At 68.0% G+C, this 20,508-nt stretch carries 20 protein-coding genes and 1 tRNA gene; 12 read left to right on the forward strand and 9 right to left on the reverse strand.

The annotated features are described in order from the left end of the window. Positions 1-3 precede the first annotated feature (3 nt). The 3 genes from ACWIEX_RS20255 to ACWIEX_RS20265 form a co-directional block, all read right to left on the reverse strand. Positions 4-696 (reverse strand): anti-sigma factor family protein, encoded by a 693-nt coding sequence (locus ACWIEX_RS20255; RefSeq protein ID WP_454034761.1) that lies wholly within the window; start codon positions 694-696, stop codon positions 4-6. 48 nt (positions 697-744) lie between these two features. After that, positions 745-1,305 carry a sigma-70 family RNA polymerase sigma factor gene (locus tag ACWIEX_RS20260; protein WP_061971331.1) on the reverse strand — a complete coding sequence of 187 codons (561 nt, stop codon included), beginning with the start codon at positions 1,303-1,305 and terminating at the stop codon, positions 745-747. Positions 1,306-1,556: 251 nt separating this feature from the next. Further along, a complete protein-coding gene (locus ACWIEX_RS20265; RefSeq protein ID WP_454034762.1) occupies positions 1,557-1,931 on the reverse strand; it encodes a DUF6481 family protein in 375 nt (124 codons plus the stop codon). A gap of 343 nt (positions 1,932-2,274) precedes the next feature. Here ACWIEX_RS20265 and proB point away from each other — a divergent pair, with 343 nt between their 5' ends. The 9 genes from proB (at position 2,275) to ACWIEX_RS20310 (ending at position 10,983) form a co-directional block, all read left to right on the forward strand. Then, a complete protein-coding gene (gene proB / locus ACWIEX_RS20270) occupies positions 2,275-3,399 on the forward strand; it encodes a glutamate 5-kinase (RefSeq protein WP_454034763.1) in 1,125 nt (374 codons plus the stop codon). Between the two features lie 48 nt (positions 3,400-3,447). Continuing rightward, positions 3,448-4,752: a glutamate-5-semialdehyde dehydrogenase gene (locus tag ACWIEX_RS20275; RefSeq protein WP_454034764.1), complete on the forward strand. Its 1,305-nt coding sequence runs from the start codon at positions 3,448-3,450 to the stop codon at positions 4,750-4,752. A 15-nt stretch (positions 4,753-4,767) separates the two neighbouring features. After that, complete coding sequence (locus ACWIEX_RS20280) at positions 4,768-5,391, forward strand: nicotinate-nucleotide adenylyltransferase (RefSeq protein WP_454034765.1); 624 nt, start codon at positions 4,768-4,770, stop codon at positions 5,389-5,391. 151 nt (positions 5,392-5,542) lie between these two features. Then, a complete protein-coding gene (gene rsfS, locus ACWIEX_RS20285) occupies positions 5,543-5,872 on the forward strand; it encodes a ribosome silencing factor (protein ID WP_082617706.1) in 330 nt (109 codons plus the stop codon). A gap of 6 nt (positions 5,873-5,878) precedes the next feature. Further along, positions 5,879-6,373, forward strand: coding sequence for a 23S rRNA (pseudouridine(1915)-N(3))-methyltransferase RlmH (gene rlmH / locus ACWIEX_RS20290; protein ID WP_454034766.1), 495 nt, complete (start codon positions 5,879-5,881; stop codon positions 6,371-6,373). Beyond that, positions 6,370-7,725 carry a murein hydrolase activator EnvC family protein gene (locus ACWIEX_RS20295; protein ID WP_454034767.1) on the forward strand — a complete coding sequence of 452 codons (1,356 nt, stop codon included), beginning with the start codon at positions 6,370-6,372 and terminating at the stop codon, positions 7,723-7,725. The genes rlmH and ACWIEX_RS20295 overlap by 4 nt, the downstream gene beginning before the upstream one ends. Beyond that, positions 7,725-9,077, forward strand: coding sequence for a S41 family peptidase (locus ACWIEX_RS20300; protein ID WP_454034768.1), 1,353 nt, complete (start codon positions 7,725-7,727; stop codon positions 9,075-9,077). Before ACWIEX_RS20295 ends, ACWIEX_RS20300 begins: the two co-directional genes overlap by 1 nt. Positions 9,078-9,364: 287 nt before the next feature. Next, on the forward strand, positions 9,365-10,471 hold the full coding sequence (locus tag ACWIEX_RS20305; protein ID WP_454034769.1) for a divergent polysaccharide deacetylase family protein: 1,107 nt from the start codon (positions 9,365-9,367) through the stop codon (positions 10,469-10,471). Beyond that, on the forward strand, positions 10,468-10,983 hold the full coding sequence (locus ACWIEX_RS20310; protein ID WP_454034770.1) for an RNA pyrophosphohydrolase: 516 nt from the start codon (positions 10,468-10,470) through the stop codon (positions 10,981-10,983). The genes ACWIEX_RS20305 and ACWIEX_RS20310 overlap by 4 nt, the downstream gene beginning before the upstream one ends. Positions 10,984-11,100: 117 nt before the next feature. Here the strand turns inward: ACWIEX_RS20310 and ACWIEX_RS20315 are convergent, their stop codons facing one another. Beyond that, the gene (locus ACWIEX_RS20315; protein ID WP_061971318.1) at positions 11,101-11,688 is read right to left on the reverse strand and encodes a hypothetical protein; all 588 of its coding nucleotides are present in this window, start codon (positions 11,686-11,688) and stop codon (positions 11,101-11,103) included. A 123-nt stretch (positions 11,689-11,811) separates the two neighbouring features. Continuing rightward, positions 11,812-11,888 (reverse strand) — tRNA-Arg (locus tag ACWIEX_RS20320). A gap of 34 nt (positions 11,889-11,922) precedes the next feature. Between ACWIEX_RS20320 and ACWIEX_RS20325 the strand changes: the two genes are divergently transcribed. The 3 genes from ACWIEX_RS20325 to ACWIEX_RS20335 all read left to right on the forward strand — a co-directional run bounded on the left by ACWIEX_RS20325 (position 11,923) and on the right by ACWIEX_RS20335 (position 15,146). Beyond that, a complete protein-coding gene (locus tag ACWIEX_RS20325) occupies positions 11,923-12,690 on the forward strand; it encodes a hypothetical protein (protein ID WP_454034771.1) in 768 nt (255 codons plus the stop codon). A 4-nt stretch (positions 12,691-12,694) separates the two neighbouring features. Continuing rightward, positions 12,695-14,179: a M48 family metalloprotease gene (locus ACWIEX_RS20330; RefSeq protein WP_454034772.1), complete on the forward strand. Its 1,485-nt coding sequence runs from the start codon at positions 12,695-12,697 to the stop codon at positions 14,177-14,179. Between the two features lie 97 nt (positions 14,180-14,276). Beyond that, positions 14,277-15,146 (forward strand): dienelactone hydrolase family protein, encoded by an 870-nt coding sequence (locus tag ACWIEX_RS20335; RefSeq protein ID WP_454034773.1) that lies wholly within the window; start codon positions 14,277-14,279, stop codon positions 15,144-15,146. 76 nt (positions 15,147-15,222) lie between these two features. Here ACWIEX_RS20335 and ACWIEX_RS20340 read toward each other — a convergent pair whose 3' ends face one another. From ACWIEX_RS20340 to ACWIEX_RS20355, 4 genes are all read right to left on the reverse strand, one after another. After that, positions 15,223-15,819 carry a CarD family transcriptional regulator gene (locus tag ACWIEX_RS20340; protein ID WP_454034774.1) on the reverse strand — a complete coding sequence of 199 codons (597 nt, stop codon included), beginning with the start codon at positions 15,817-15,819 and terminating at the stop codon, positions 15,223-15,225. Between the two features lie 377 nt (positions 15,820-16,196). Next, on the reverse strand, positions 16,197-16,532 hold the full coding sequence (gene fdxA / locus ACWIEX_RS20345) for a ferredoxin FdxA (RefSeq protein WP_061971311.1): 336 nt from the start codon (positions 16,530-16,532) through the stop codon (positions 16,197-16,199). Between the two features lie 170 nt (positions 16,533-16,702). Further along, complete coding sequence (locus tag ACWIEX_RS20350; protein ID WP_454034775.1) at positions 16,703-17,011, reverse strand: RNA-binding S4 domain-containing protein; 309 nt, start codon at positions 17,009-17,011, stop codon at positions 16,703-16,705. 21 nt (positions 17,012-17,032) lie between these two features. Further along, complete coding sequence (locus ACWIEX_RS20355; RefSeq protein WP_454034776.1) at positions 17,033-20,386, reverse strand: helicase-related protein; 3,354 nt, start codon at positions 20,384-20,386, stop codon at positions 17,033-17,035. Positions 20,387-20,508 lie beyond the last annotated feature (122 nt).

The following is a 20,508-nucleotide window of genomic DNA, read 5'->3' on the forward strand; positions in this document are numbered from 1 at the left end:
GGTTCACGGCGCCGGTGCGACGAAGCTGACGATGGCGCTCTCACCCTTCATCCGCGCTGCGATGGCATCGAGCTGGGCGGAGGAGAGGGAGGCATCGCCGACGCGCACCTTGAAGAAGCCGTTGGCGCGCGGGCCATCGACCACCGAGGCGTCGAAGCGCTTGAAGAAGGAGGCGATCTCGCCGGCCCGCGCCTCCGGCGAGAAGCTCAGCAGCACATAGCTTTCAGAGGGCCGCGCGCCCGGCGCCGAAGCGGTCTCGAAGCCGGAACCGCCCTTGTGCAGCGCAAGCCCGGTGATCGCGACGCCCTGTAGCGCGATCAACGCGATTGCGGCGGCGCTGGCATAGGCCAGGCGGCGCGGCGGCTGCCCGGCCAGAACGCCGCCGAGCCACCCCAGGAAACCGCGGCTGTTGTCCTTGGCACGCGCCAGCAGCGGCACCGGGCGGGCTTCCGCCTCGATCCCGGCCATCAGCTTTTCGAGCGCGTTATGGGAGGGAGCGCCGAGGCCCTCGTTGAGCAGGACCGTCTCGGCCATGTCGTCGCGGATCAGATCGAGCCGGGCGGCAAGCTCGGCATCGACGGCGAGCGCAGTCTCGACGCGGCGCTTGTCGGCGTCGGAGATCCGGCCATTGGCATAGAAGGGCAGCAGCTCCTCGAGCTCGCGGCGCTTCGGATCGCTGGCGATGCTGTCATTCATCACGCCACTCCTCGGGCGGCCGGGCCGCGCCTCTTAAAAACGGAATTCTTACGGCCAGCCGCGGTCGATGCCGGCAGCCTTGAGCAGCTCGCCCAGCTTCTTGCGGGCATGGAAGAGGCGGGTCTTGACGGTATTCTCGGGGATGCCGACGATCCGCGCGACCTCTTCGACGGAAGTCTCATGGTAATAGACGAGGTCGATGACCTCGCGATGCTCGGCCGAAAGCCGCCCGAGGCAGGCGCGGATGGCGAGACCCTTGTCCTGCTTCTGCAGCACGATCTCGGGGCCGTCGGCCTCGTCCTCGATGCTTTCGGCATAATCCTCGTCCAGCTCGGCATCGCGGCGCTTGCGCAGGAGCGACCAGGCCTTGTTCCGGGCAATGGCGAGCAGCCAGGTCGAGACCGAGGCGCGAGCCTCGAACCGGTCCGCCTGTCGCCACAGATCCATGAACACGTCACTGATCACATCCTCGGCAAGCGTCTCGTCGCGGACGAGCCGCAGCACGAAACGGTAGACCCGCACCTGATGCCGCGAAAACAGCACCTTCATCGCGAGCCGGTCACCAGAGGCGATCCGTTTGACGAGATCCTCGTCCGATTCCGTATGCATTGCCCCTCGAAGGCCAGGCATCCCGGCTCGCATCCAGTTGTCGCGGCGAGCGGGAAAAAGGTTCAACCCGGCGCGCACATTAATCTGCGCAAGCGGATTTGCCGATAGGCCGATGCGAAACGGATAGGAGTTTTTTGGCCGAAAAGCAGCCATTGCCCGGGGCAGGCGCTTCCATCGCAGTTAAGCGGATATGAAAAGGGGCGCTCGCGGCGCCCCAAATCGCATTTATCGATATGCGGAAATTCCTGGCGTCAGCGGCGCTTGCCGGCCGTCCGCATCTGCATGTACTGCACGGCTTCCAGCAGCACCTTGCGCGGGCGCTCGGCGTCGCGCTTGGCCTGCTCTGCCTTGCGGGCCACCTCGCGGGCGATCTCTTCCTGGCGCTTCTCTTCTTCGATGCGCGCACGTTCGATCGCTTCCAGGCGCTCTTTCTCGGCCCGGATCTTCGCCTTCTCGGCCTCGCGCTCGGCGCGCGCCTGGGCGATGGCTTCCCGCTCCTCGCGTCGCTGCACCATCACCGGGTCGTCGGCCTTCGGCCGGGCCTTGAAACGCTCGAGCAGCGCCTTCTTGGCATTGGCGGAATTGGACTGGCGGTCGGTGAAGCTGCGGTCGTTCGGGTTCTTCAAGGGTGATCTTCTCTCGGGTTGTTACGGGCGTTTACTCGGCCCGCGCGGGCGAGATAATCCAGATCCGGCCGGATTGGTATCGAAATCGACGCGCGGCAGCCCCGCTTCCAGCGCTTATCGGGCAGCAGGTCCTGCATGCTGCACGCCAAAAACGCATGAGAACGGCAGGATCGGCACCCGATCAGACGGGCGGGCCGAACCATGCATATGGGCGGCACCCCCTGCCCTGTCAATGAAAAGCGCCCTTTGCAGCCCGCATAGCGACCATGAAACAGCTCTATGCTTTACAAGCGAGGCATTTTCGCCAACAGGCAGGGGACTGCCGCAACAACGCCGTGCTCCCGTGAAGACGCCCCTGCTCTCCGATTTCCGCCGCATCGTCGTCAAAGTCGGCTCCAGCCTGCTGGTCGACCGCGACCGCGGCCGTCTGCGCCATGCCTGGCTCGCCGCGCTGGCGGAGGACCTTGCCGAGCTGCACCAGCGCGGCGCCGACGTGCTCGTCGTCTCCTCCGGCGCGATCGCGCTCGGGCGCACCGTGCTCGGCCTGCCCTCCGGACCCTTGCGCCTGGAAGAGAGCCAGGCCGCCGCCGCCGTCGGCCAGATCGCGCTCGCCCGCAACTGGGCCGAGGCGCTCGGCGCCCATGGGCTGACCGCCGGCCAGATCCTGCTGACGCTCGCCGATACCGAGCAGCGCCGCCGCTATCTCAACGCGCGCGCGACGCTCGGTCGCCTGCTCGACCTGCGCGCCATTCCGGTCATCAACGAGAACGACACCGTCGCCACGACCGAGATCCGCTATGGCGATAACGACCGTCTCGCCGCCCGCGTCGCCACCATGGCCGGCGCCGACCTGCTGGTCCTGTTCTCCGATATCGACGGGCTCTATACGGCCCCGCCCGCGAAGGACCCAAGCGCGCAGCATATCCCCGTGGTCGAGCGCATCACGCCCGAGATCGACGCCATGGCCGGCGGCGCGGCCTCCGAACTCTCGCGCGGCGGCATGCGTACCAAGGTCGAGGCCGGCAAGATCGCGGCCGCCGGCGGCACCCATATGCTGATCGCCGACGGGCGGGCCAAGAACCCGCTCGCGAGCGTCGCCAATGGCGGCCGCTGCACCTGGTTCCTCACCGCCTCGACGCCCGCCACCGCCCGCAAGACCTGGATCGCCGGCTCGCTGGAGCCGCGCGGCACGCTGCATCTCGATGCCGGCGCGGCCCGCGCCCTGCGTGGCGGCGCGAGCCTGCTGCCGGTCGGCGTCACCCGCATCGAGGGCGAGTTCGCGCGCGGCGATGCCGTGCTGATCCGCGATCCCGACGGCCAGCTGCTGGGGCGCGGCCTCGTTTCCTATGACGCGGGTGAGGCGGCGCTGGTCCTCGGCAAGGCCTCGCGCGACATCGAGACCGTGCTCGGCCATCCCGGCCGCGCCGAGATGATCCACCGGGACGACATGGCGCTCGGGCTGGGTTAAACTTTATTCGGGGCTGGCATTTGCCAGTGCGATTTTGGACTGAACGAGATGACCGGCGACAGCGCATTGCGCATCATCGCGACGAACGCGGCCGCTGATGTCGACCGCGTCATGCAGGATCTCGGCCGCCGCGCCCGCGCCGCCGCGCGCAAGGTCGCGCTCAGCCCAACCGAACAGCGTGACGCCGCCCTCCTCGCCATGGCGCAGGCGCTGCGCGCCCGCAGCGCCAGAATCCTCGCCGCCAACGCGCAGGACCTCGCTGACGGCACGGCCGCTGGCTTGAACGCCTCCTTCATGGATCGCCTCGCCCTCGACGAGACGCGGCTTGCCGCCATCGCCGATGCCGTCGCCGAAGTCGCCACCCTGCCCGATCCGCTCGGGCGGGTGCTGGCGGAGTGGACGCGGCCGAACGGCCTGCGCTTCGAGCGCGTCGCGACCCCGCTCGGCGTCATCGCCGTGATCTTCGAGAGCCGGCCGAACGTCACGGCCGATGCCGGCGCGCTCTGCCTGAAGAGCGGCAATGCCGCGATCCTGCGCGCGGGTTCCGATTCCTTCCGCTCCTCGACCGAGATCGCCGCCGCAATGCGCGAGGGACTGGAGGCCGCAGGCCTGCCCGGCGACGCGATCCAGCTCGTGCCGACGCGCGACCGCGCCGCCGTCGGCGAAATTCTCTCGGGCTTAGGCGGCAATATCGACGTCGTCGTCCCGCGCGGCGGCAAGAGCCTCGTCGCCCGCGTCCAGAGCGAGGCGCGCGTGCCGGTCTTCGCCCATCTCGACGGCAACTGCCATGTCTATGTCGACGCGAAAGCCGACCTCGCCATGGCCCGCGAGATCCTGCTCAATGCCAAATTGCGCCGCACCGGCGTCTGCGGCGCGGCCGAGACGCTGCTGGTCGACGAAGCCTGCGTAGCGACCCATCTCGTCCCGCTCGTCGGCGCCCTGCTCGAAGCCGGCTGCGCCGTCCGTGGCGATGAGGCCGCCAGGATGGCCGATGCCCGTGTGACGGCCGCGACCGAAGAAGACTGGGCGACCGAATATCTCGACCGGATCATCGCGGTGAAGACCGTGCCGGGCCTCGATGCCGCGATCGACCACATCGAGCGCCACGGCTCGCACCACACCGACGCGATCGTCAGCGATGACGAAGCCGCCGCCGCCCGCTTCCTTGCCGAGGTCGATTCCGCCATCGTCATTCACAACGCCTCGACCCAGTTCGCCGATGGCGGCGAATTCGGCTTCGGCGCCGAAATCGGCATCGCCACCGGCCGCATGCATGCGCGCGGACCGGTCGGGGTCGAACAGCTCTGCTCCTTCAAGTACCGCGTCCATGGCGCGGGCCAGATCCGGCCCTGAGGCGAAGCAGGACGCATGACGAGCGAGCTGACGCGCCTGCCGTCCCGGCTGCCCCCCTTTGCGCCCGGCCTGCGCGTCGGCCTGTTCGGCGGCAGCTTCAACCCGGCCCATGACGGGCATCGGCTCGCGAGCCTGACCGCCTTGCGCCGGCTCCAGCTCGACCGCGTCTGGTGGCTGGTCACGCCCGGCAATCCGCTGAAGGACAATGCGAGGCTGCCCTCGCTCGCCGAACGCATCCGCCAGGCTGAAAGCATCGCCGGCCATGCCCGCATCGACGTCACCGGCGTCGAGGCGATGCTGCGCACCCGCTACACCGCCGACACGCTGCGTGCGCTGAAGCGGCGCTGTCCGGGCGTCAATTTCGTCTGGGTCATGGGCTCGGACAACCTCGCCGGTTTCCACCGCTGGAACGAATGGCGCGCCATTGCCCGGATGATGCCGATCGCGATCATCGACCGGCCGGGCTCGACCCACAGCGCCATGGCCTCGCCTGCCGCGAACTGGCTCTCGCGCTGGCGTCTGCCCGAAAGCCGGGCGGCGGCCCTGCCGCGCATGAAGCCGCCAGCCTGGGTCTTTCTGCACGGGAAGCGCTCGATGTTATCCTCGACCATGCTACGCAGGCAGGCTGGTCGCGATTGAATTCCGGGGCTTCCCGGCTTATTTTGGCTGCATCGCGCCAAGCGCGCATCTGGATCGAGAGGATACGTCACTGACCCGTCAAACCCTTGGTGAAGCCGAGCCGAAGCCGCTTCCCCAGGCTGCCGTCGCGGACAATCCCTCTGCCGACAGCATCGCCCTCGCCCAGCGTGTCCTCGAGGACATGAAGGCCGAGGACATCACGGTGATCGACCTCGTTGGCAAGACCTCGTTGGCCGACGCGATGATCATCGCCTCGGGCAACGTCAACCGCCACGTCGCGGCCATCTCGGACGCGCTCATCGAAGCCCTCAAGGCCTCCGGATTGCCCACGCCGAACGTCGAGGGCATGCCGGCTTGCGACTGGGTGCTGATCGATACCGGCGACATCATCATCCACGTCTTCCGGCCCGAAGTGCGCCAGTTCTACAATCTCGAGAAGATGTGGGGCACCGACCGGCCGAACGAACGCCTCGACAGCTGACGCCGGATGCGGCTCGCGGTCATCGCCGTCGGCCGGCTCAAGGACGGGCCGGAACGCGATCTCTGCGAGCGCTATCGCGAGCGCGGCCTCGCGCTCGGTCGCGGCATCGGCCTCAGCGGTCCCGACATCGTGGAGATCGCTGAGGGCCGCGGCCGCCGCCCCGACGAACGCAAGCGCGAGGAAGCGCAGGCCATTCTCGCACAATTTTCCGCGGCCAAGGCGCAGCCCGGCCTGATCATCGCTCTTGACGAGCGCGGCCGCCAGCTCGGCAGCGAAGCCTTCGCCAGCCGCCTCGCCACCGCCCGCGATTCCGGAACCGGCCATGCCAGCCTGATCATCGGCGGCGCCGACGGCCTGAGCGAGGAGATCCGCGACAGGGCCGATATCACGCTCGCTTTCGGCGCCCTGACGATTCCGCACCAGATCGTCCGCGCGCTGGTGCTCGAACAGCTCTATCGGGCGATGACGATCATCTCCGGCCACCCCTATCATCGCGTATGACTGCGCCGCTGATTCGCTCCGGACTGCGCCGCCTGGGCCTCGCCGCCCTGCTGGTGACCGCGTTCGGTGCTCCCGCCTTCGCCCAGACGAACCCGCCCGATCCGGAAGCCCTCCAGCGCGAGGCCATGCGGAAGCTCGTCGAGAAGCAAGCCCGCGAGACCGAGCTCAAGGCGATCGAGCAGCGTCTCGCCGGAAATGCCGACGCCCGCGCCGCCCTCGAGAAGGAGATGGCCGCGATCCGCGCCGACCGTGCCGCGCTCAACAAGGCCCTCCTCGAAACCACCGCCAGGACGCAGGCCGGCGAGGAGCGGCTCGGCGCGCTGGAGACCCGGCTCGGCCTCCTGCAATCCAGCGAAACCGCGATTCGCCGCTCGCTCGACGGCCGGCGCAACCTGATCGCCGAGGTTCTGGCGGCGCTGCAGCGCATCGGCCGGCGTCCGCCCCCGGCCGTGCTGGTGCGCCCCGAGGATATTCTCGAAGCCGTACGCGCCTCGATGCTGCTCGGCGCCGTCGTGCCCGATCTCCGGCAGGAAGTGGAGATCCTCGGCACCGACCTCGCTGAGCTCGTCCGCCTGCGCGACGGTATCGCCACCGAAAAAAGCAAGATCGGCACCGAAATGGAGCAGATCGCAGCCGAGCGCCAGCGCCTGGCCGCCCTGATCGAGGCGAGGCGCGAGCGCGAGGCCAGCGCTGCCAAGGATGTCGAGCAGCAGGCCGCGCTCGGCAGGGAGCTGGCCGGGCAGGCCCGCTCGATGCGGGATTTCGTCGAGAGGATCGAGAAGGAGATCTCCGTTGCCAACAAGGCGGCCGACGCCGCCCGCCAGGCGATCGAGCAGGAAACGCGCGACCAGCGCGAGCGCATGACGGCGCTGGCCTTCAAGGACCCGGCGCGGCTTGCCCCGAAGATCGCCTTCGCCGAGGCCCGAGGCCTGCTTTCCCTGCCGGTGGCGGGATCACGATTGCGTGGTTTCGGCGATGCCGACGGCGCCGGTGGCACGATTCGCGGGATTTCGCTGGAGACCCGGCCGGGCGCCCTAGTTTCGGCGCCTTCTGACGGTTGGGTGGTTTATGCGGGGCCCTTTCGCTCGTTCGGGCAACTCTTGATCCTGAACGCTGGCGGAGGATACTACATCCTGCTAGCCGGCATGCAGCGGATCGATGTCGCGCTCAATCAGTTCGTGCTGGCCGGGGAGCCGGTTGCGGCGATGGGCGAAACGTCGGAAGCTGCCGCGACGACGGTAGGGGTGGGAACCGGGCAACCGGTTCTGTATATCGAATTCAGGAAAGACGGCGTTTCGGTCGACCCGACACCGTGGTGGACGAAATCGCAAGGCGAAAAGGTTCGCGGATGATGCGCAAGGTTTCCCTCGTTCTCGCCGGCGCCATCATGGGCGCGGGCCTGACCGGACTGGCCACACAGACCAGGCTGCTCTCCTCGACCAGCGCGGTCGCGGCCTCGGCCGAGGTCTACCGCAGCCTCAACCTGTTCGGTGACATCTTCGAGAAGATCCGCACCGACTATGTCGACAAGCCCGACGAGCAGAAGCTGATCGAAGCCGCGATCAACGGCATGGTCTCCTCGCTCGACCCGCATTCTTCCTATCTCGACTCCAAGTCCTTCCGCGACATGGACACCGACATGCGCGGCCAGTTCGGTGGCCTGGGCATCGAGGTGACGATGGAGGACGGCGTCCTCAAGGTCGCCAAGCCGATCAAGGACACGCCCGCCTCCAAGGCCGGCATCCTCGCCAACGACATCATCCGCCAGATCGACACCACCGAGGTGAAGGGCATGTCCCTGACCCAGGCCGTCGAGAAGATGCGCGGGCTAATCAACACCCAGGTCACGCTCAAGATCGATCGCCCCGGCAAGACCGAGCCGCTCGAATTCACCCTGACCCGCTCGACCATCGTCGTGCCGGCCGTCGAGGAGCGCGTCGAGAACGACGTCGGCTATATCCGCATCGGCACCTTCTCCGAGCAAACCTATGACGGCCTGCGCAAGGCGATCGAGAAGACCACGAGCGAAATCGGCGCCGACAAGCTGAAGGGCTTCGTCATCGACCTCCGCAACAATCGCGGCGGGCGCCTCGACCAGTCCGTGCTGGTTTCCGACGCCTTCCTCGATCGCGGCAAGATCGTCTCGACCCGCGGCCGCAATGCCGAGGAGACCCAGGTCTTCAACGCCAAGTCGGGCGACCTGACCAAGGGCAAGCCGGTCGTGGTGCTGATCAACGGCTCCTCTGCTTCGGCGGCCGAGATCGTCGCCGGCGCCCTGCAGGACCACAAGCGCGCGACCGTGATGGGCACGCGCTCCTTCGGCAAGGGCTCGGTCCAGACCGTGATCCCGCTCGGCTCCAATGGCGGCCTGCGCCTGACCACGGCGCGCTACTACACGCCGTCGGGCAACTCGATCCAGGCCAAGGGCATCACGCCGGATGTCGAGGTCCAGCAGGACATCCCGCAGGAGATCAAGGACAAGCTCGTCGATAACAAGGGCGAAGCTTCGCTGAAGGGCCATCTCAAGGCCGGCGAGGGCGAGGAGCAGTCCGGCTCGAGCTCCTATGTTCCGACCGACGCGACCAAGGACACCCAGCTCATCGCCGCGCTCAACCAGTTGCGCGGCGTCAAGAAGGATGTCGCTGCTCCCGCGGAGAAGCCGGCCGCGCCCGCCACTCCCGAGGCCCCCAAGCAGCCGAACTGAGCCTGCGGGCTCGACGCCGGGCTCCTTAGGCGCCAAGCGGAGAACCGGTTCGGTTCTCCTTTTCGGATCGCGAACGCGTGACCGATCAGATTGCGATGCAATCTGATCGGCGCGTACTCTGGCGCGCGGACTGGTGATTCGGGTCCGCGTCGCAACCTCGAGGACGGCCTCTCACGGCCGGAACGCCGCTGACGGAGCTCAATCGACCGCTCGGCAGGGATCGCCCGGCGGCCTCTGGCAGGCCCTGGGGACGCTGGCTCGCGACGGCGGCTGCCGGTTGCGTTGGCGTGGCCGTATTGGGGCTCCTGCTGACGGTGGCGCTGCGTCGCGATCCCGATGGCGGCGAGCCGATGGCCGTGGCCTCGATCGACAAGCGCGTCGCCCCCGCCTCTTCCGTGCCTGCCACCGCCGATTCGTCCATGTCGCGTGGGCCGGCCAGCGCCGCGCAGCTTGAGAACAGCGCGGGTGTGACCGTGACGCGTGCCGGCGAGGATGCGCCGGACGCCATCATCATCACCATTCCCAGCGAGGCCCGCACCATCAAGCTCGCGACCGCCCCCGACGACCGCCTGGTCGAGCGCTCGCGCTACGGGTTGCTGCCGAAGCTCGGCCCCGACGGCGCGACCCCGGCCAGGATCTATGCCCGCCCGCTCGGCCTCGAGCCGGAGCCGAAACCGGCCGGCCGGATCGCCCTCCTCGTCGGCGGCCTCGGCATCAGCCAGAGCGGCACCGCCGACGCCATCGCCAAGCTGCCCCCGCCGGTTTCGTTCGCCTTCGCGCCTTATGGCAACGAGCTCGAACGCACCGTCCAGCGCGCCCGCGGCGAAGGCCACGAGGTCTTCCTGCAATTGCCGATGGAGCCCTTCGACTATCCCGACAACGACCCTGGCCCGCATACGCTGCTGACCGGCCCGAAGGCGCCCGACAATATCGACAAGCTGCATTGGGCACTCGGCCGCTTCACCGGCTATGTCGGCATCGTCAATTTCCTCGGCGGCCGCTTCACCGCCGACGAGAGTGCTCTCTCCCCGATCCTGCGCGAACTCGCCGGCCGCGGCCTGATGGTCGTCGACGACGGTTCCTCCCCGCGCAGCCTGCTCGCCGGCTCGGCCGACCGCGCCCGCATCCCCGCCTTGAAGATCGACCGCGTCGTCGACGGCGTCACGCGTGCCGACGCCATCGACAAGGAGCTGGCCGCTTTGGAGTCCCTCGCGCGCGAGCAGGGCATCGTCGTCGCAGCAGCAAGTGCCCTGCCGGTCTCGATCGAACGGATCAACCGCTGGGCCCAGACGCTGGACGCCAAGAAGCTCGTGATCGTTCCCGTCAGCGCCGCCCGCGGCTTCCGTACGGCCAAGCCCCCCGCGTCACCCAGAACCACGGGATCGCTGCGATGACCGACAAGGCCCCCGAGGGCTACCGCCCCTGCGTGGGCTTAGCCCTGTTCAACGCCGAGGGCCTCGTCTTCGTCGGCCACCGTGCCGACAAGACCAAGCGCGAGCATGTCGCGCCGGGCTATGCCTGGCAGATGCCGCAAGGCGGCATCGACGCAGGCGAGACGCCGCTGGAAGCAGCGCGACGCGAACTCGCCGAGGAAACCAGCGTCACCTCGGTCGAACTTCTCGCCGAGGCCCCGGGCTGGCTCGCCTACGACCTGCCCGTCGATATCGGCAAGGAAGCCTGGAAAGGCCGCTGGCGCGGCCAGGCACAGAAGTGGTTCGCCTTCCGCCTCGTCGGCCCCGAGGACGAGATCGACGTCCTCACGCCGGCCGGCGGCCACAAGGCCGAGTTCGATGCCTGGCGCTGGGCCAGGCTCGACGAGACGCCTGAACTGATCATCCCCTTCAAGCGGGAGGTCTACCGGCAGGTCGCGAAACACTTCGCCCCGTTCACGGGCGAGTCCCGCTAGGGCATCGGCCCGAAGAGCGGAGCGCGATTTTCGGAAAATTTTGATTCAAATTCAAAAGGTTAGCACATCTGAATGAATACGACATCCAGTCCGATGCTCTAGTAACCGAGCGCCCTCTCAGCCCGTGAAGTAGACGACGCGCCCGATCCAGTAGCCCTGGTAGAGGATGTGCACGCTGGCTAGCGCGATATGCACCCCGCGCCGCGCCGAGACATAGGCGATCAGGCACAGCGCCATCCCGATCGGAACCTGCACGAGATAATCGCCGCTGAGCTGACTCCAGTGCTCGGTGCCTTTGATCAGCGTGTCGACGACATCGAGCAGAAAGGTCGCTGCCAGCAAGCCGAAGAACCAGTGCCGGCGCCGGATGAAGAAATCCTCGTAGCCGGCATATTCCGCGATGTTGTCCGGGAACAGCAGCGCCGAGATCAGGTAGAGCACGACGGCATAACCGACCAGGAAGAGGTAGACGCCGAAGCTCCAGGCCTGGATGCGCGACAACCCGAACTCCCACCACCAGAACAGCACGAGCTCGAGCAGGATCGAGCCGACCCAGAGCATATGGAGCAGCGAGACGCGATAGCGGCCGGGATGCTGGACGAAGCCGGCAAGGCCGGCCAGCATCCGCGTGATACCCAGGCCAATGACCATGCCCAGGACGATGCGGATATGGGTGAAGAGTTCGTGCGGCGAGACCGTCTCCATGCTCCGTGCTTAGAGCATGGAGCTTTGGGGCGGAAGCACCGTCATTCCGGATAAGTCGCGAGGACGGCGCCGACCCGGAACCCGACGCAAAGCGCCGCAGTGATCGCCGCGCCAAAGGCGAAATGGCGTCCCGGAAGGGATTCGAACCCCTGACCTACGGTTTAGGAAACCGTTGCTCTATCCTGCTGAGCTACCGGGACGCACGAAACTCCGTGTAGCATAATCGCGATGCGGGTGAAGTCCCTTCTTGTCATCGTCATATTCGCGACCCTTGCCGCCCCGCCGGCGCGGGCTGCTTCCGGCTGCGCGCCCGCCGAAGCCGTCGTGACCGTGCGATTATCCGGCCTGGACCCCGCCGGGGACCCGCTGCTGGCCGATGGGCGCCGATTGCGGCTCGTCGGCCTCGCGCCGCGCCAGAGCCCCGAGGAAGCATCGCGTTTCGATGCAGGCCTGCGCGGCTTCCTCGGTCGCCCGCTCGGCCTGACCGTCCTCGGCGAGCCCGACCGCTGGGGGCGGTTGCCGGCACGGCTGACGATCCCGCCGATGTCGCCTGGCGAACCGACGCTGGACCTCGCACAGCATCTGCTGCGGCAAGGCGTCGCCCTGCCCCTGCACGAATCCGGTTCGTCCCCCTGCGAGACACCGCAAGAGGCCTCCGTTCAGGCGACGGTAACATCTGGGCCGCAACCTGCGTCGCTGACGGCGGTCGATGGCCACGATCTCGCCGCGGTCAAGGCGCAGGAGGGACGTTACGTCATGCTGGAAGGCCGGATCGCCTCGGTCGGCGAGCGTTCCCAGCGGACCTACCTGAACTTCTCCCGCCGCCCGAGAGAGGCTGCCTCGGTCGTCCTGTCGCGCAGTCTCTGGCGCGAACTGAAGCGCGCCGGCTGGACCGCGAGCCATCTCGGCGGTAAACGGCTGCGTGCCTATGGTGTCCTTGCCGGGCGCGACGGCCTCCTGCTTGAGGTCGCATCCCGTTCGGCACTGGAACTGATCGACTGAGGACATGCTGGAGTTCTGGCGAGCATCGTTTTCGCGATATTCGAAGCGGCTGGCAGCCATCGTGCTGCCCGGCCTGCTGCTCGTCGGCTGCCTCGGCGACCAGAGCCCTCTGCTACCGGCGAGCACCACCTCCGAAGGCGAGATCGCGCCACGTATCAGCACGGTCCAACGCGCCTCCGACCAGGAGCACCAGCGCCTGCTCACGGCCTTCGGCGGCGAATACCGCGCGCCGCGCGCTCGCGCCGTCCTCGACGAGGTCGTTCAGCGTCTGGCAAAGGCCGGCGAGGGCCAGATCGGCCATTACGAGATCACCATCCTGAATTCCCCGGTGGTCAACGCTTTCGCGCTGCCCAATGGCCGGCTCTATGTCACGCGCGGCCTGCTGGCGCTCGCCAACGACACCTCCGAGATCGCCTCCGTGCTGGCGCATGAGATCGCGCATGTCACAGCGCAGCACGCCGTCGAGCGCGCCGAGAAGGAAGCGGAATCGGCGCTCGTCAGCCAGGTCGTCTCGCAGGTCCTGAAGGACCCGGGGCGCGGCGCCGCCGTGCGCGCCGGCTCGAAGCTCTCGCTCGCCAAGTTCTCGCGACAGCAGGAACTCACCGCCGACCAGATCAGCGTGCGCAACATTTCCCGCGCCGGCTACGACCCCTATGGCGCCGGGCGCTTCCTCGCCACGCTCGGCCGCAACACAGCCTTCCGCAGCAGCGGCCAGAACCAGAGCGCCGACGACAAGCGCCTCGACATCCTCTCCAGCCATCCGCAGACGCCCGAGCGCATCGCCGCCGTCACCGCTGCGGCCCGCCAGATCGCCGCGCCCGGCATCGGCGAGCGCGATGCCAATCGCTGGCTGAACGCGATCGAGGGCCTGGCCTATGGCGACGACCCGCGCGACGGCGTGGTCCGCGGCCGGCGCTATCTCAACAGTGCGCTGCGCATCGCCTTCAGCGCGCCGGATGGTTTCAGCCTGGAGGCGGCCCAGGACATGGTCATCGGCGTCAGCGCCAATGGCGCGCAGGCCCTGCGCTTCGATTCCGTCACCCTGAAGAGCGGCCAGACGCTGGAATCCTATGTCGCCGCCGGCTGGATCGAGGGCGTCGAGACGACCGGCATCGAGAAGACCGAGATCGGGGGGCAATCGGCCATCCTCGCCCACGGCAAGGGCACCGACTGGACCTTCAGGCTCGCCGCCGTCCAGATCGGCGACCGGGTCTATCGCTTCATCCTGGCGGCACGCGGTGGCAGCGACCCGGAACGGCAGATGCGGAGCATCGTCGAGAGCTTCCGGATGATGACGCCCGCCGAGGCTCAGGCCGTCCGCCCGATGCAGATCCGCCTGGTCGCGGCCGAGGCCGGCGACACCATCGCAGCCATGGCCGAGCGCATGCCCGAGCAGGACCGGCCGGGCGAGCTCTTCCAGCTGCTCAACGGGCTCGATCGCAACGCCGCCCTGACGCCCGGCCAGCGCTACAAAGTCGTCGCCGAGTAGCGCCCCTTCACAAGGCCGCGAGCCTTCGAAGGCCCCTCCTCCATTGCCCCCGGCCAGCGCTATGATCGTCGCAAGGCAATGCTCAAGGGAGGCAAGGATGGCGCTCGATCGCCGGATCGTCGAACTCTACGACGAATATACGCACAAGCCGCTCGACCGCCGCGTCTTCATGAACCGGCTGCTCGCCATCGCCGGCACCACGGCGGCGGCGGAAGCCGCGCTCGCCCTGCTGGAGCCCAACTATGCCCAGGCCCAGCAGGTCGCGCCGGATGACGCCCGCATCACGGCAGGCAGGCTCGACCAGACTGTCGATGGTGTGGCGTTGAAAGGCTATCTCGTCACGCCCAAGGCCGAGGCCAAGCGCGGCGGCGTCCTCGTCATCCACGAGAACCGCGGCCTCAATCCCCATATCGAGGACATCACCCGCCGCATGGCGCTGGAGGGCTTCACGGCGCTCGGGCTCGATTTCCTCACCCCGCTCGGCGGCACGCCCAGCGACCCGGACGCCGCGCGCGCGCTCTTCCCGCAGCTTTCGGTCGAAACGGTCGTCGCCCAAGGCCGCGCCGCGTTGAAATACCTGGCTTCGCGGCCGGATGCCACGGCCAAGACCGGCGCTGTCGGCTTCTGCTGGGGCGGTGGTTCGGTCAACGATCTCGCCGTCTCAGCTCCGGAACTCTCAGCGGGCGTGGTCTTTTACGGGCGCTCGCCCGATCTCGCCAAGGTGCCGCAGATCAAGGCGCGTCTCCTGATCCAGCAGGCCTCGCGCGACACCCGCCTCGTCCAGATGCTGCCGGACTACGAGAAGGCGCTGAAGGCGGCCGGCATCCAGTACGAGGCCATCGTCTATCCCGATGTCGACCACGCCTTCATGAACGACACCAGCGCCGAGCGCTACAACGCCGCGACGGCCAAGCAGGCCTGGGCGAAGACGGTCGCTTTCCTGAAGGCGGGAACGGGGACGGCTTAGGTCACGCCCGGTTCAACCCAACAAAAAACCCGGCGGTCGCCCGCCGGGTTTTTCGAAACGATAAGGAACGAACCGCTCAGGCGGCCTCTTCCGCCAGATCGTCGTTGTCGCCTTCCATCTCGGCCTCGGCTTCCGCCTCGGCCTTGCTGAGGCGGCGCGGCGACTTGGCGAGCTGCCCCTCGATCTTCTTGAGCGCCTCGGTCTCGGTGATGTCGTCGACCACCGCGATCTCGCGGGTCATGCGGTCGAGGGCGGCTTCATAGAGCTGGCGCTCGGAATAGGACTGCTCGGGCTGGGCCTCGGACCGGTAGAGGTCGCGCACCACTTCGGCGATGGCGACGAGGTCGCCGGAATTGATCTTCGCTTCGTATTCCTGCGCGCGGCGCGACCACATGGTGCGCTTGACACGGGCGCGGCCGGTGAGCGTCGTCAGCGCCTTGGTGACGCAGTCGGCATCGGCGAGCTTGCGCAGGCCGACGCTGGCGGCCTTGGCGGTCGGGACACGCAGCGTCATCTTGTCCTTGGCAAAGCCCACCACGAACAGCTCAAGTTTGAAGCCCGCGACTTCCTGCTCCTCGATCGCCGTGATCTGACCGACACCATGGGACGGATAGACGACATACTCGCCCGTCTTGAAACCATGGCGCACAACAGCTTTCTTCGCAGTAGACATGCCGTTACGACTCCTGACCGGCCCGCTCGACGCGAGCGCGTGATGATTTAGCCTCCGGCCGGTTGGCAGGAGGCTTCCGCCTGACGCGACGCTTCAAGAACGCACCGCTTCACGCTCCCTAGTCGATTGTTTCATTGTGCCCTGCCGAGAACGACGATCGAAGCCCCGGCGGCAAAGCCGGCTCTTTCATCGTCTGTGATCTCTGGGGGCGCCCCGATTGCAGGAACCTCGCAGGGGCATGCGGAACGACTTCGACTAAGGCTAGCTTGTAACACAAAAAACACGCCGAATCAAAGGTAAACGCCGGACGGCGTTCCTCTGCGGCAGCATGGCGAGGTCGTGGTTAATGCAGCGCGGCCGGCAAACGCCCGCCCGGATCAGTCGCCTTCGCCCGGTTCCGGCGAGAGCATCTCGAGCTTCCCGGCGACGCCGTCGAATTCCTTGGCGTCGGCCGGCGGGTCCTTCTTCTGGGTGATGTTCGGCCAGCTCGCGGCGAATTTTCCGTTGATCTGCAACCAGCTTTCGAGGCCCGGCTCGGTATCCGGCTTGATCGCCTCGGCCGGGCATTCCGGCTCGCAGACGCCGCAATCGATGCATTCGTCGGGATGGATGACGAGCATGTTCTCGCCCTCATAGAAGCAGTCGACCGGGCAGACCTCGACGCAGTCCATGTACTTGCACTTGATGCAGTTCTCGGTGACCACATAGGTCATGGGCCGGCCCTTCCAACGCTTCTAAACAGCCCCATAAACCCTTGCCCGGCGCAGGTTTCAAGGTCGTTTTGATGATCTTAGGCAGAACGATTTGTCATTCGGGACGTGCCGCGGAGAAGATTTTACCCTCCGGCCCGCTTTCGGCGCCTGCCGCCCGACAGGGCGCGGATTTAATCCTCGCCCCCCGCCTCCGCAAGCGGCGCATCGCCGCTGCCGCCGTCGAGCCGCTCATAGAGTTCCTGGGCGACCGCGAAGGAGCCGCGCCGTTCGGCAAAGCCGAGGACCCTGACCACCACGGTCGCGTGCGGCAAGGCGAGCGTCAGCACCGCTCCGAGCTTGATGCCTTGCGCCGGATTGTCGCAGCGACGCCCCTCGATCCGGACATGCCCGTCCTCCACCAGGCGCACGGCTGCCGGGCGGTTGCGGGCGAAGCGCGCGAACCAGAGCCATTTGTCGAGGCGCTGACGATCGTCCTGCAAGCCGCCCGCGCCTCCTCCGCTTCAGTTCTTGCCGCCTTCGAGCTGGGCCTTCAGGGCCGCGAGCTTGGCGAAGGGCGAATCCGGGTCCGGCTCGCGATTGGCCGGACGCGGACGCGGCGCCTGCTGGAAGCGTTCGGCCCCACCCCGCTCCTCGCGACGCGGACCACCGGGGCGGCCGTCACGCTTGAAATCGGGACGCGGACCACGATGGCCTTCAGGCCGGCCCTGCCGCTGCGGCTGGTCGTCGCGGCGCGGACGCTCGCCCTGGCGCTCCTGGCGCTGTGCCGGCGCGCCCTCGCCGCCGGCGGCTGCCGCCGGTCGGTTGTCGGGCCGTCCGTCGCGACGCGGACCGCCGGGGCGCCCCTTGCGCTGCGGCCGGTCGCCACCACGACGCTCGCCCCCTTCGCGACGCGGCTCACCATCGCGGCGGCCACGCGGATTGCCCTGTTCGGGCCGGCGCCCGCCCTGGTGACGATGCGGCCGCCAGACCTCGATCAGTTCGGGCTCGGCAGGAGCGACCTCGGCAGCAAGAGCCTCGGCCGCAGGGGCTTCGCCAACAGAAGCTTCGGCAGGCGTCGCCTCCTCAGCAGCTGGCAGCGCGACCATCGCATCGGCCGGCACTGGCTCGCGCACCGTGTCCAGCTCGGCCTCGGTCAGGATCGGCGTATCCGCCGTCTCGACCGCAGGCGCTTCGACAACAACAGCCTCGCCTTCCGCCGGAGCATCCTCGTTCAGCGCAGCCGCCGGCTCGCTCGGGCCTTCGGCCGCGGCAGCGGGTTCAGCCTCGGTCTGCGCGGTTGCGACTTCACCCTCCGTAGCGGCATCCTCCGTACCCGCTTCCGCCGCCGGGGCAACGACAGGCTGGGCCGGCTCGGTCGCAGCCGGGGGCGGCGCCAGCGGTACGGTGATCGCAGGGCCCGGACGCTTGACCGAGACATAGCCGAGCGATCGCAGGATCGAGGCGAAGTCCTCGCCGGCGCAGCCGACGAGCGAGGTCATGGCGCCGGTGGCGACGAAGCCGTCCTGATCGGCGGCGCCCGTCGGCGGCACCCCTTGCGTGACGCCGGGACGATAGGCGATCGCCGGGCGGATCAGGTCGGCGAGCCGCTCCAGGATATCGACGCGCACCGCCCGCTCGCCGCAGACGCGGTAGCCGGCAGCGCGATAGAGCCCCTTCGGCACGGCCTTGTCGACCGGGAAGGAAGTGCGGCCGGACGCCGCGAGATGCGCGATGTCGTCGAGCCCGGCCGTCTCCGGTCCGCCATGCTTCAGCGCCCAGAGCTGGGCGGCGAGCGCGCGCGGCGCCGGCTTCAGGAGCGCAGGCATATAGATGTGGAAAGCCCCGAAACGGATGCCGAGCTGGCGCAGCGCCGCGCGACCCTCCTGGTCGAGCGCCTTCATCTCGTCGCCGACCTTGGCGCGTTCGAGCACGCCCAGCGCCTCGGCCGCCTGATAGGCGATACCCCGCGCGATGCCGGTGACGTTCTCGGCCGCTTCCAGAATCTGGACCGCGCCGAGCAGGCGGGTGACGTGATTCTTCAGCCATAGATTGAGCCGGCCCTCGACCTGCTCGCGTGCGGGGCCGGTGAGATGCTCTTCCACCAGCAGGCGCAGCCGCGGCTCAAGCACCTTCTCGCCGGCGGTCAGGCGCGCGACCGGCTCGCCGGTCCAGCGCACCAGCCCGTCATGCGACAGCAGGAAGGCATCGTCGCCCGCCAGCACGACGCGCGCCGCCCTCGCCTCGATCTCGGAGCCGAGCGCCTTCATCGCCGCCAGGTTCAGGGCCTTGACCTCCGGCCCCCCGGCCTTCGGATCCGCCGTAAAGCGGAAGCCCTGCAGCATCCCCACATGCTGGCCCTCGACGAGCACGTCGCCCGTCGCGGTGACCTCAGCCTCCAACATCGCATTCTCCCGCAAGCGGCGCATCAGGACACTGGTGCGCCGATCGACAAATCGGTGGGCCAGACGCTCGTGCAGAGCATCGGACAGCTTGTCCTCTACAAGACGCGCCATGCCCTGCCAATGCTCTGGATCAGGCAACCAGTCAGGACGGTTGGCGACGAAGGTCCAGGTCCGGACCTGCGCGATCCGCGCCGAGAGCGTGTCGATCTCGCCATCCATGCGGTCGAGCGCGGCCAATTGCGCCGCATACCAGTCGGCATCGAGCCGGCCATGGCGCATCAGCCTGAGGTACAGCGTCGTGGCGAGATCGGCATGCTGCATCGGCGAAATCTTGCGGTAATCCGGCAGACCGCAGACCTCCCAAAGCCGCTCGACCGCCGCGCGCCCCTGTGCCAGGCGTGCGATATCCGGGTCCTTCGCCAGGATTTCCAGCGTCGACATGTCCTCTGCGATCAGAGCGCGCGTCAGCCCCTGCTCGGAGGGCTGGAGGTTCAGCGTATCCAGAAGACCCGCGATCGAGCGCAGGTCGAGATCGGAATTACGCCACTGCATCTGGCGGATCGGCTCGAAGCGGTGATTCTCGATCGCCTCGACCAGTTCCGCCTCAAAAGGCGGGCAGCGCCCGCTGGTGCCGAAGGTGCCGTCGCGCAGATGCCGGCCAGCGCGCCCGGCGATCTGGCCGAATTCGGCGGGGTGGAGCTTGCGGTAATGGTGCCCGTCGAACTTCTTGTCCGCGGCGAAGGCGATGTGATTGACGTCGAGATTGAGCCCCATGCCGATCGCATCGGTCGCGACGAGATAATCGACGTCGCCAGACTGGTAGATCTCGACCTGGGCGTTGCGGGTGCGGGGCGAGAGCGCGCCCAGCACCACGGCCGCTCCGCCCTTCTGCCGGCGGATCAGCTCCGCGATGGCATAGACCTCCTCGACCGAGAAGGCGACGATGGCCGAGCGCGGCGGCAGGCGCGTGATCTTGCGGTCGCCGGCGAAAGTGATCTGCGACAGGCGCGGGCGGGTAACGACATTCACGCCCGGCATGAGCTGCTCGATCAGCGGACGCATCGTCGCGGCGCCGATCAGCATGGTCTCGGCCCTGCCACGCCGATTCAGCAGGCGGTCGGTGAAGACATGGCCGCGGTCGAGATCGGAAGCGAGCTGGATCTCGTCGATCGCGACGAAATCGACCGCGAGGTCGCGCGGCATCGCCTCGACCGTGCAGACCCAGAAGCGCGGCCTCTCCGGCTTGATCTTCTCCTCGCCGGTGACCAGCGCGACGGCCTCGGGGCCGACCTTGTCGACCACGCGCTGGTAGACCTCGCGCGCGAGCAGCCGGAGCGGCAGGCCGATCATCCCGGTGGGATGGGCGACCATGCGCTCGATGGCGAGATGGGTCTTACCGGTATTGGTCGGGCCCAGCACGGCCGTGACGCTATTGGCGCGGGCGGCGGGCGGCAGCGAACGGAAAGGAAGCAAGGCGAAGGAGCCGATCTTCTCGCCCGCCCATGCGGGCGGGAGCGTGGACGGGGTTATACAGGCCTCAGATAGAGGCTCGATAAGAACGAGTCTGGAACGAAGCGGGGCCGAATCGCTGACTC

This window comes from Allobosea sp. NPDC055353, assembly GCF_053644975.1.

Coding starts and splice junctions, on each gene's coding strand:
- ACWIEX_RS20255 (WP_454034761.1), bottom strand. CDS start 696: ATGAATGACAGCATCGCCAGCGATCCGAAGCGCCGCGAGCTCGAGGAG.
- ACWIEX_RS20260 (WP_061971331.1), bottom strand. CDS start 1,305: ATGCATACGGAATCGGACGAGGATCTCGTCAAACGGATCGCCTCTGGT.
- ACWIEX_RS20275 (WP_454034764.1), top strand. CDS start 3,448: ATGACCGGCGACAGCGCATTGCGCATCATCGCGACGAACGCGGCCGCT.
- ACWIEX_RS20280 (WP_454034765.1), top strand. CDS start 4,768: ATGACGAGCGAGCTGACGCGCCTGCCGTCCCGGCTGCCCCCCTTTGCG.
- rlmH (WP_454034766.1), top strand. CDS start 5,879: ATGCGGCTCGCGGTCATCGCCGTCGGCCGGCTCAAGGACGGGCCGGAA.
- ACWIEX_RS20295 (WP_454034767.1), top strand. CDS start 6,370: ATGACTGCGCCGCTGATTCGCTCCGGACTGCGCCGCCTGGGCCTCGCC.
- ACWIEX_RS20300 (WP_454034768.1), top strand. CDS start 7,725: ATGCGCAAGGTTTCCCTCGTTCTCGCCGGCGCCATCATGGGCGCGGGC.
- ACWIEX_RS20310 (WP_454034770.1), top strand. CDS start 10,468: ATGACCGACAAGGCCCCCGAGGGCTACCGCCCCTGCGTGGGCTTAGCC.
- ACWIEX_RS20315 (WP_061971318.1), bottom strand. CDS start 11,688: ATGGAGACGGTCTCGCCGCACGAACTCTTCACCCATATCCGCATCGTC.
- ACWIEX_RS20330 (WP_454034772.1), top strand. CDS start 12,695: ATGCTGGAGTTCTGGCGAGCATCGTTTTCGCGATATTCGAAGCGGCTG.
- ACWIEX_RS20335 (WP_454034773.1), top strand. CDS start 14,277: ATGGCGCTCGATCGCCGGATCGTCGAACTCTACGACGAATATACGCAC.
- ACWIEX_RS20340 (WP_454034774.1), bottom strand. CDS start 15,819: ATGTCTACTGCGAAGAAAGCTGTTGTGCGCCATGGTTTCAAGACGGGC.
- fdxA (WP_061971311.1), bottom strand. CDS start 16,532: ATGACCTATGTGGTCACCGAGAACTGCATCAAGTGCAAGTACATGGAC.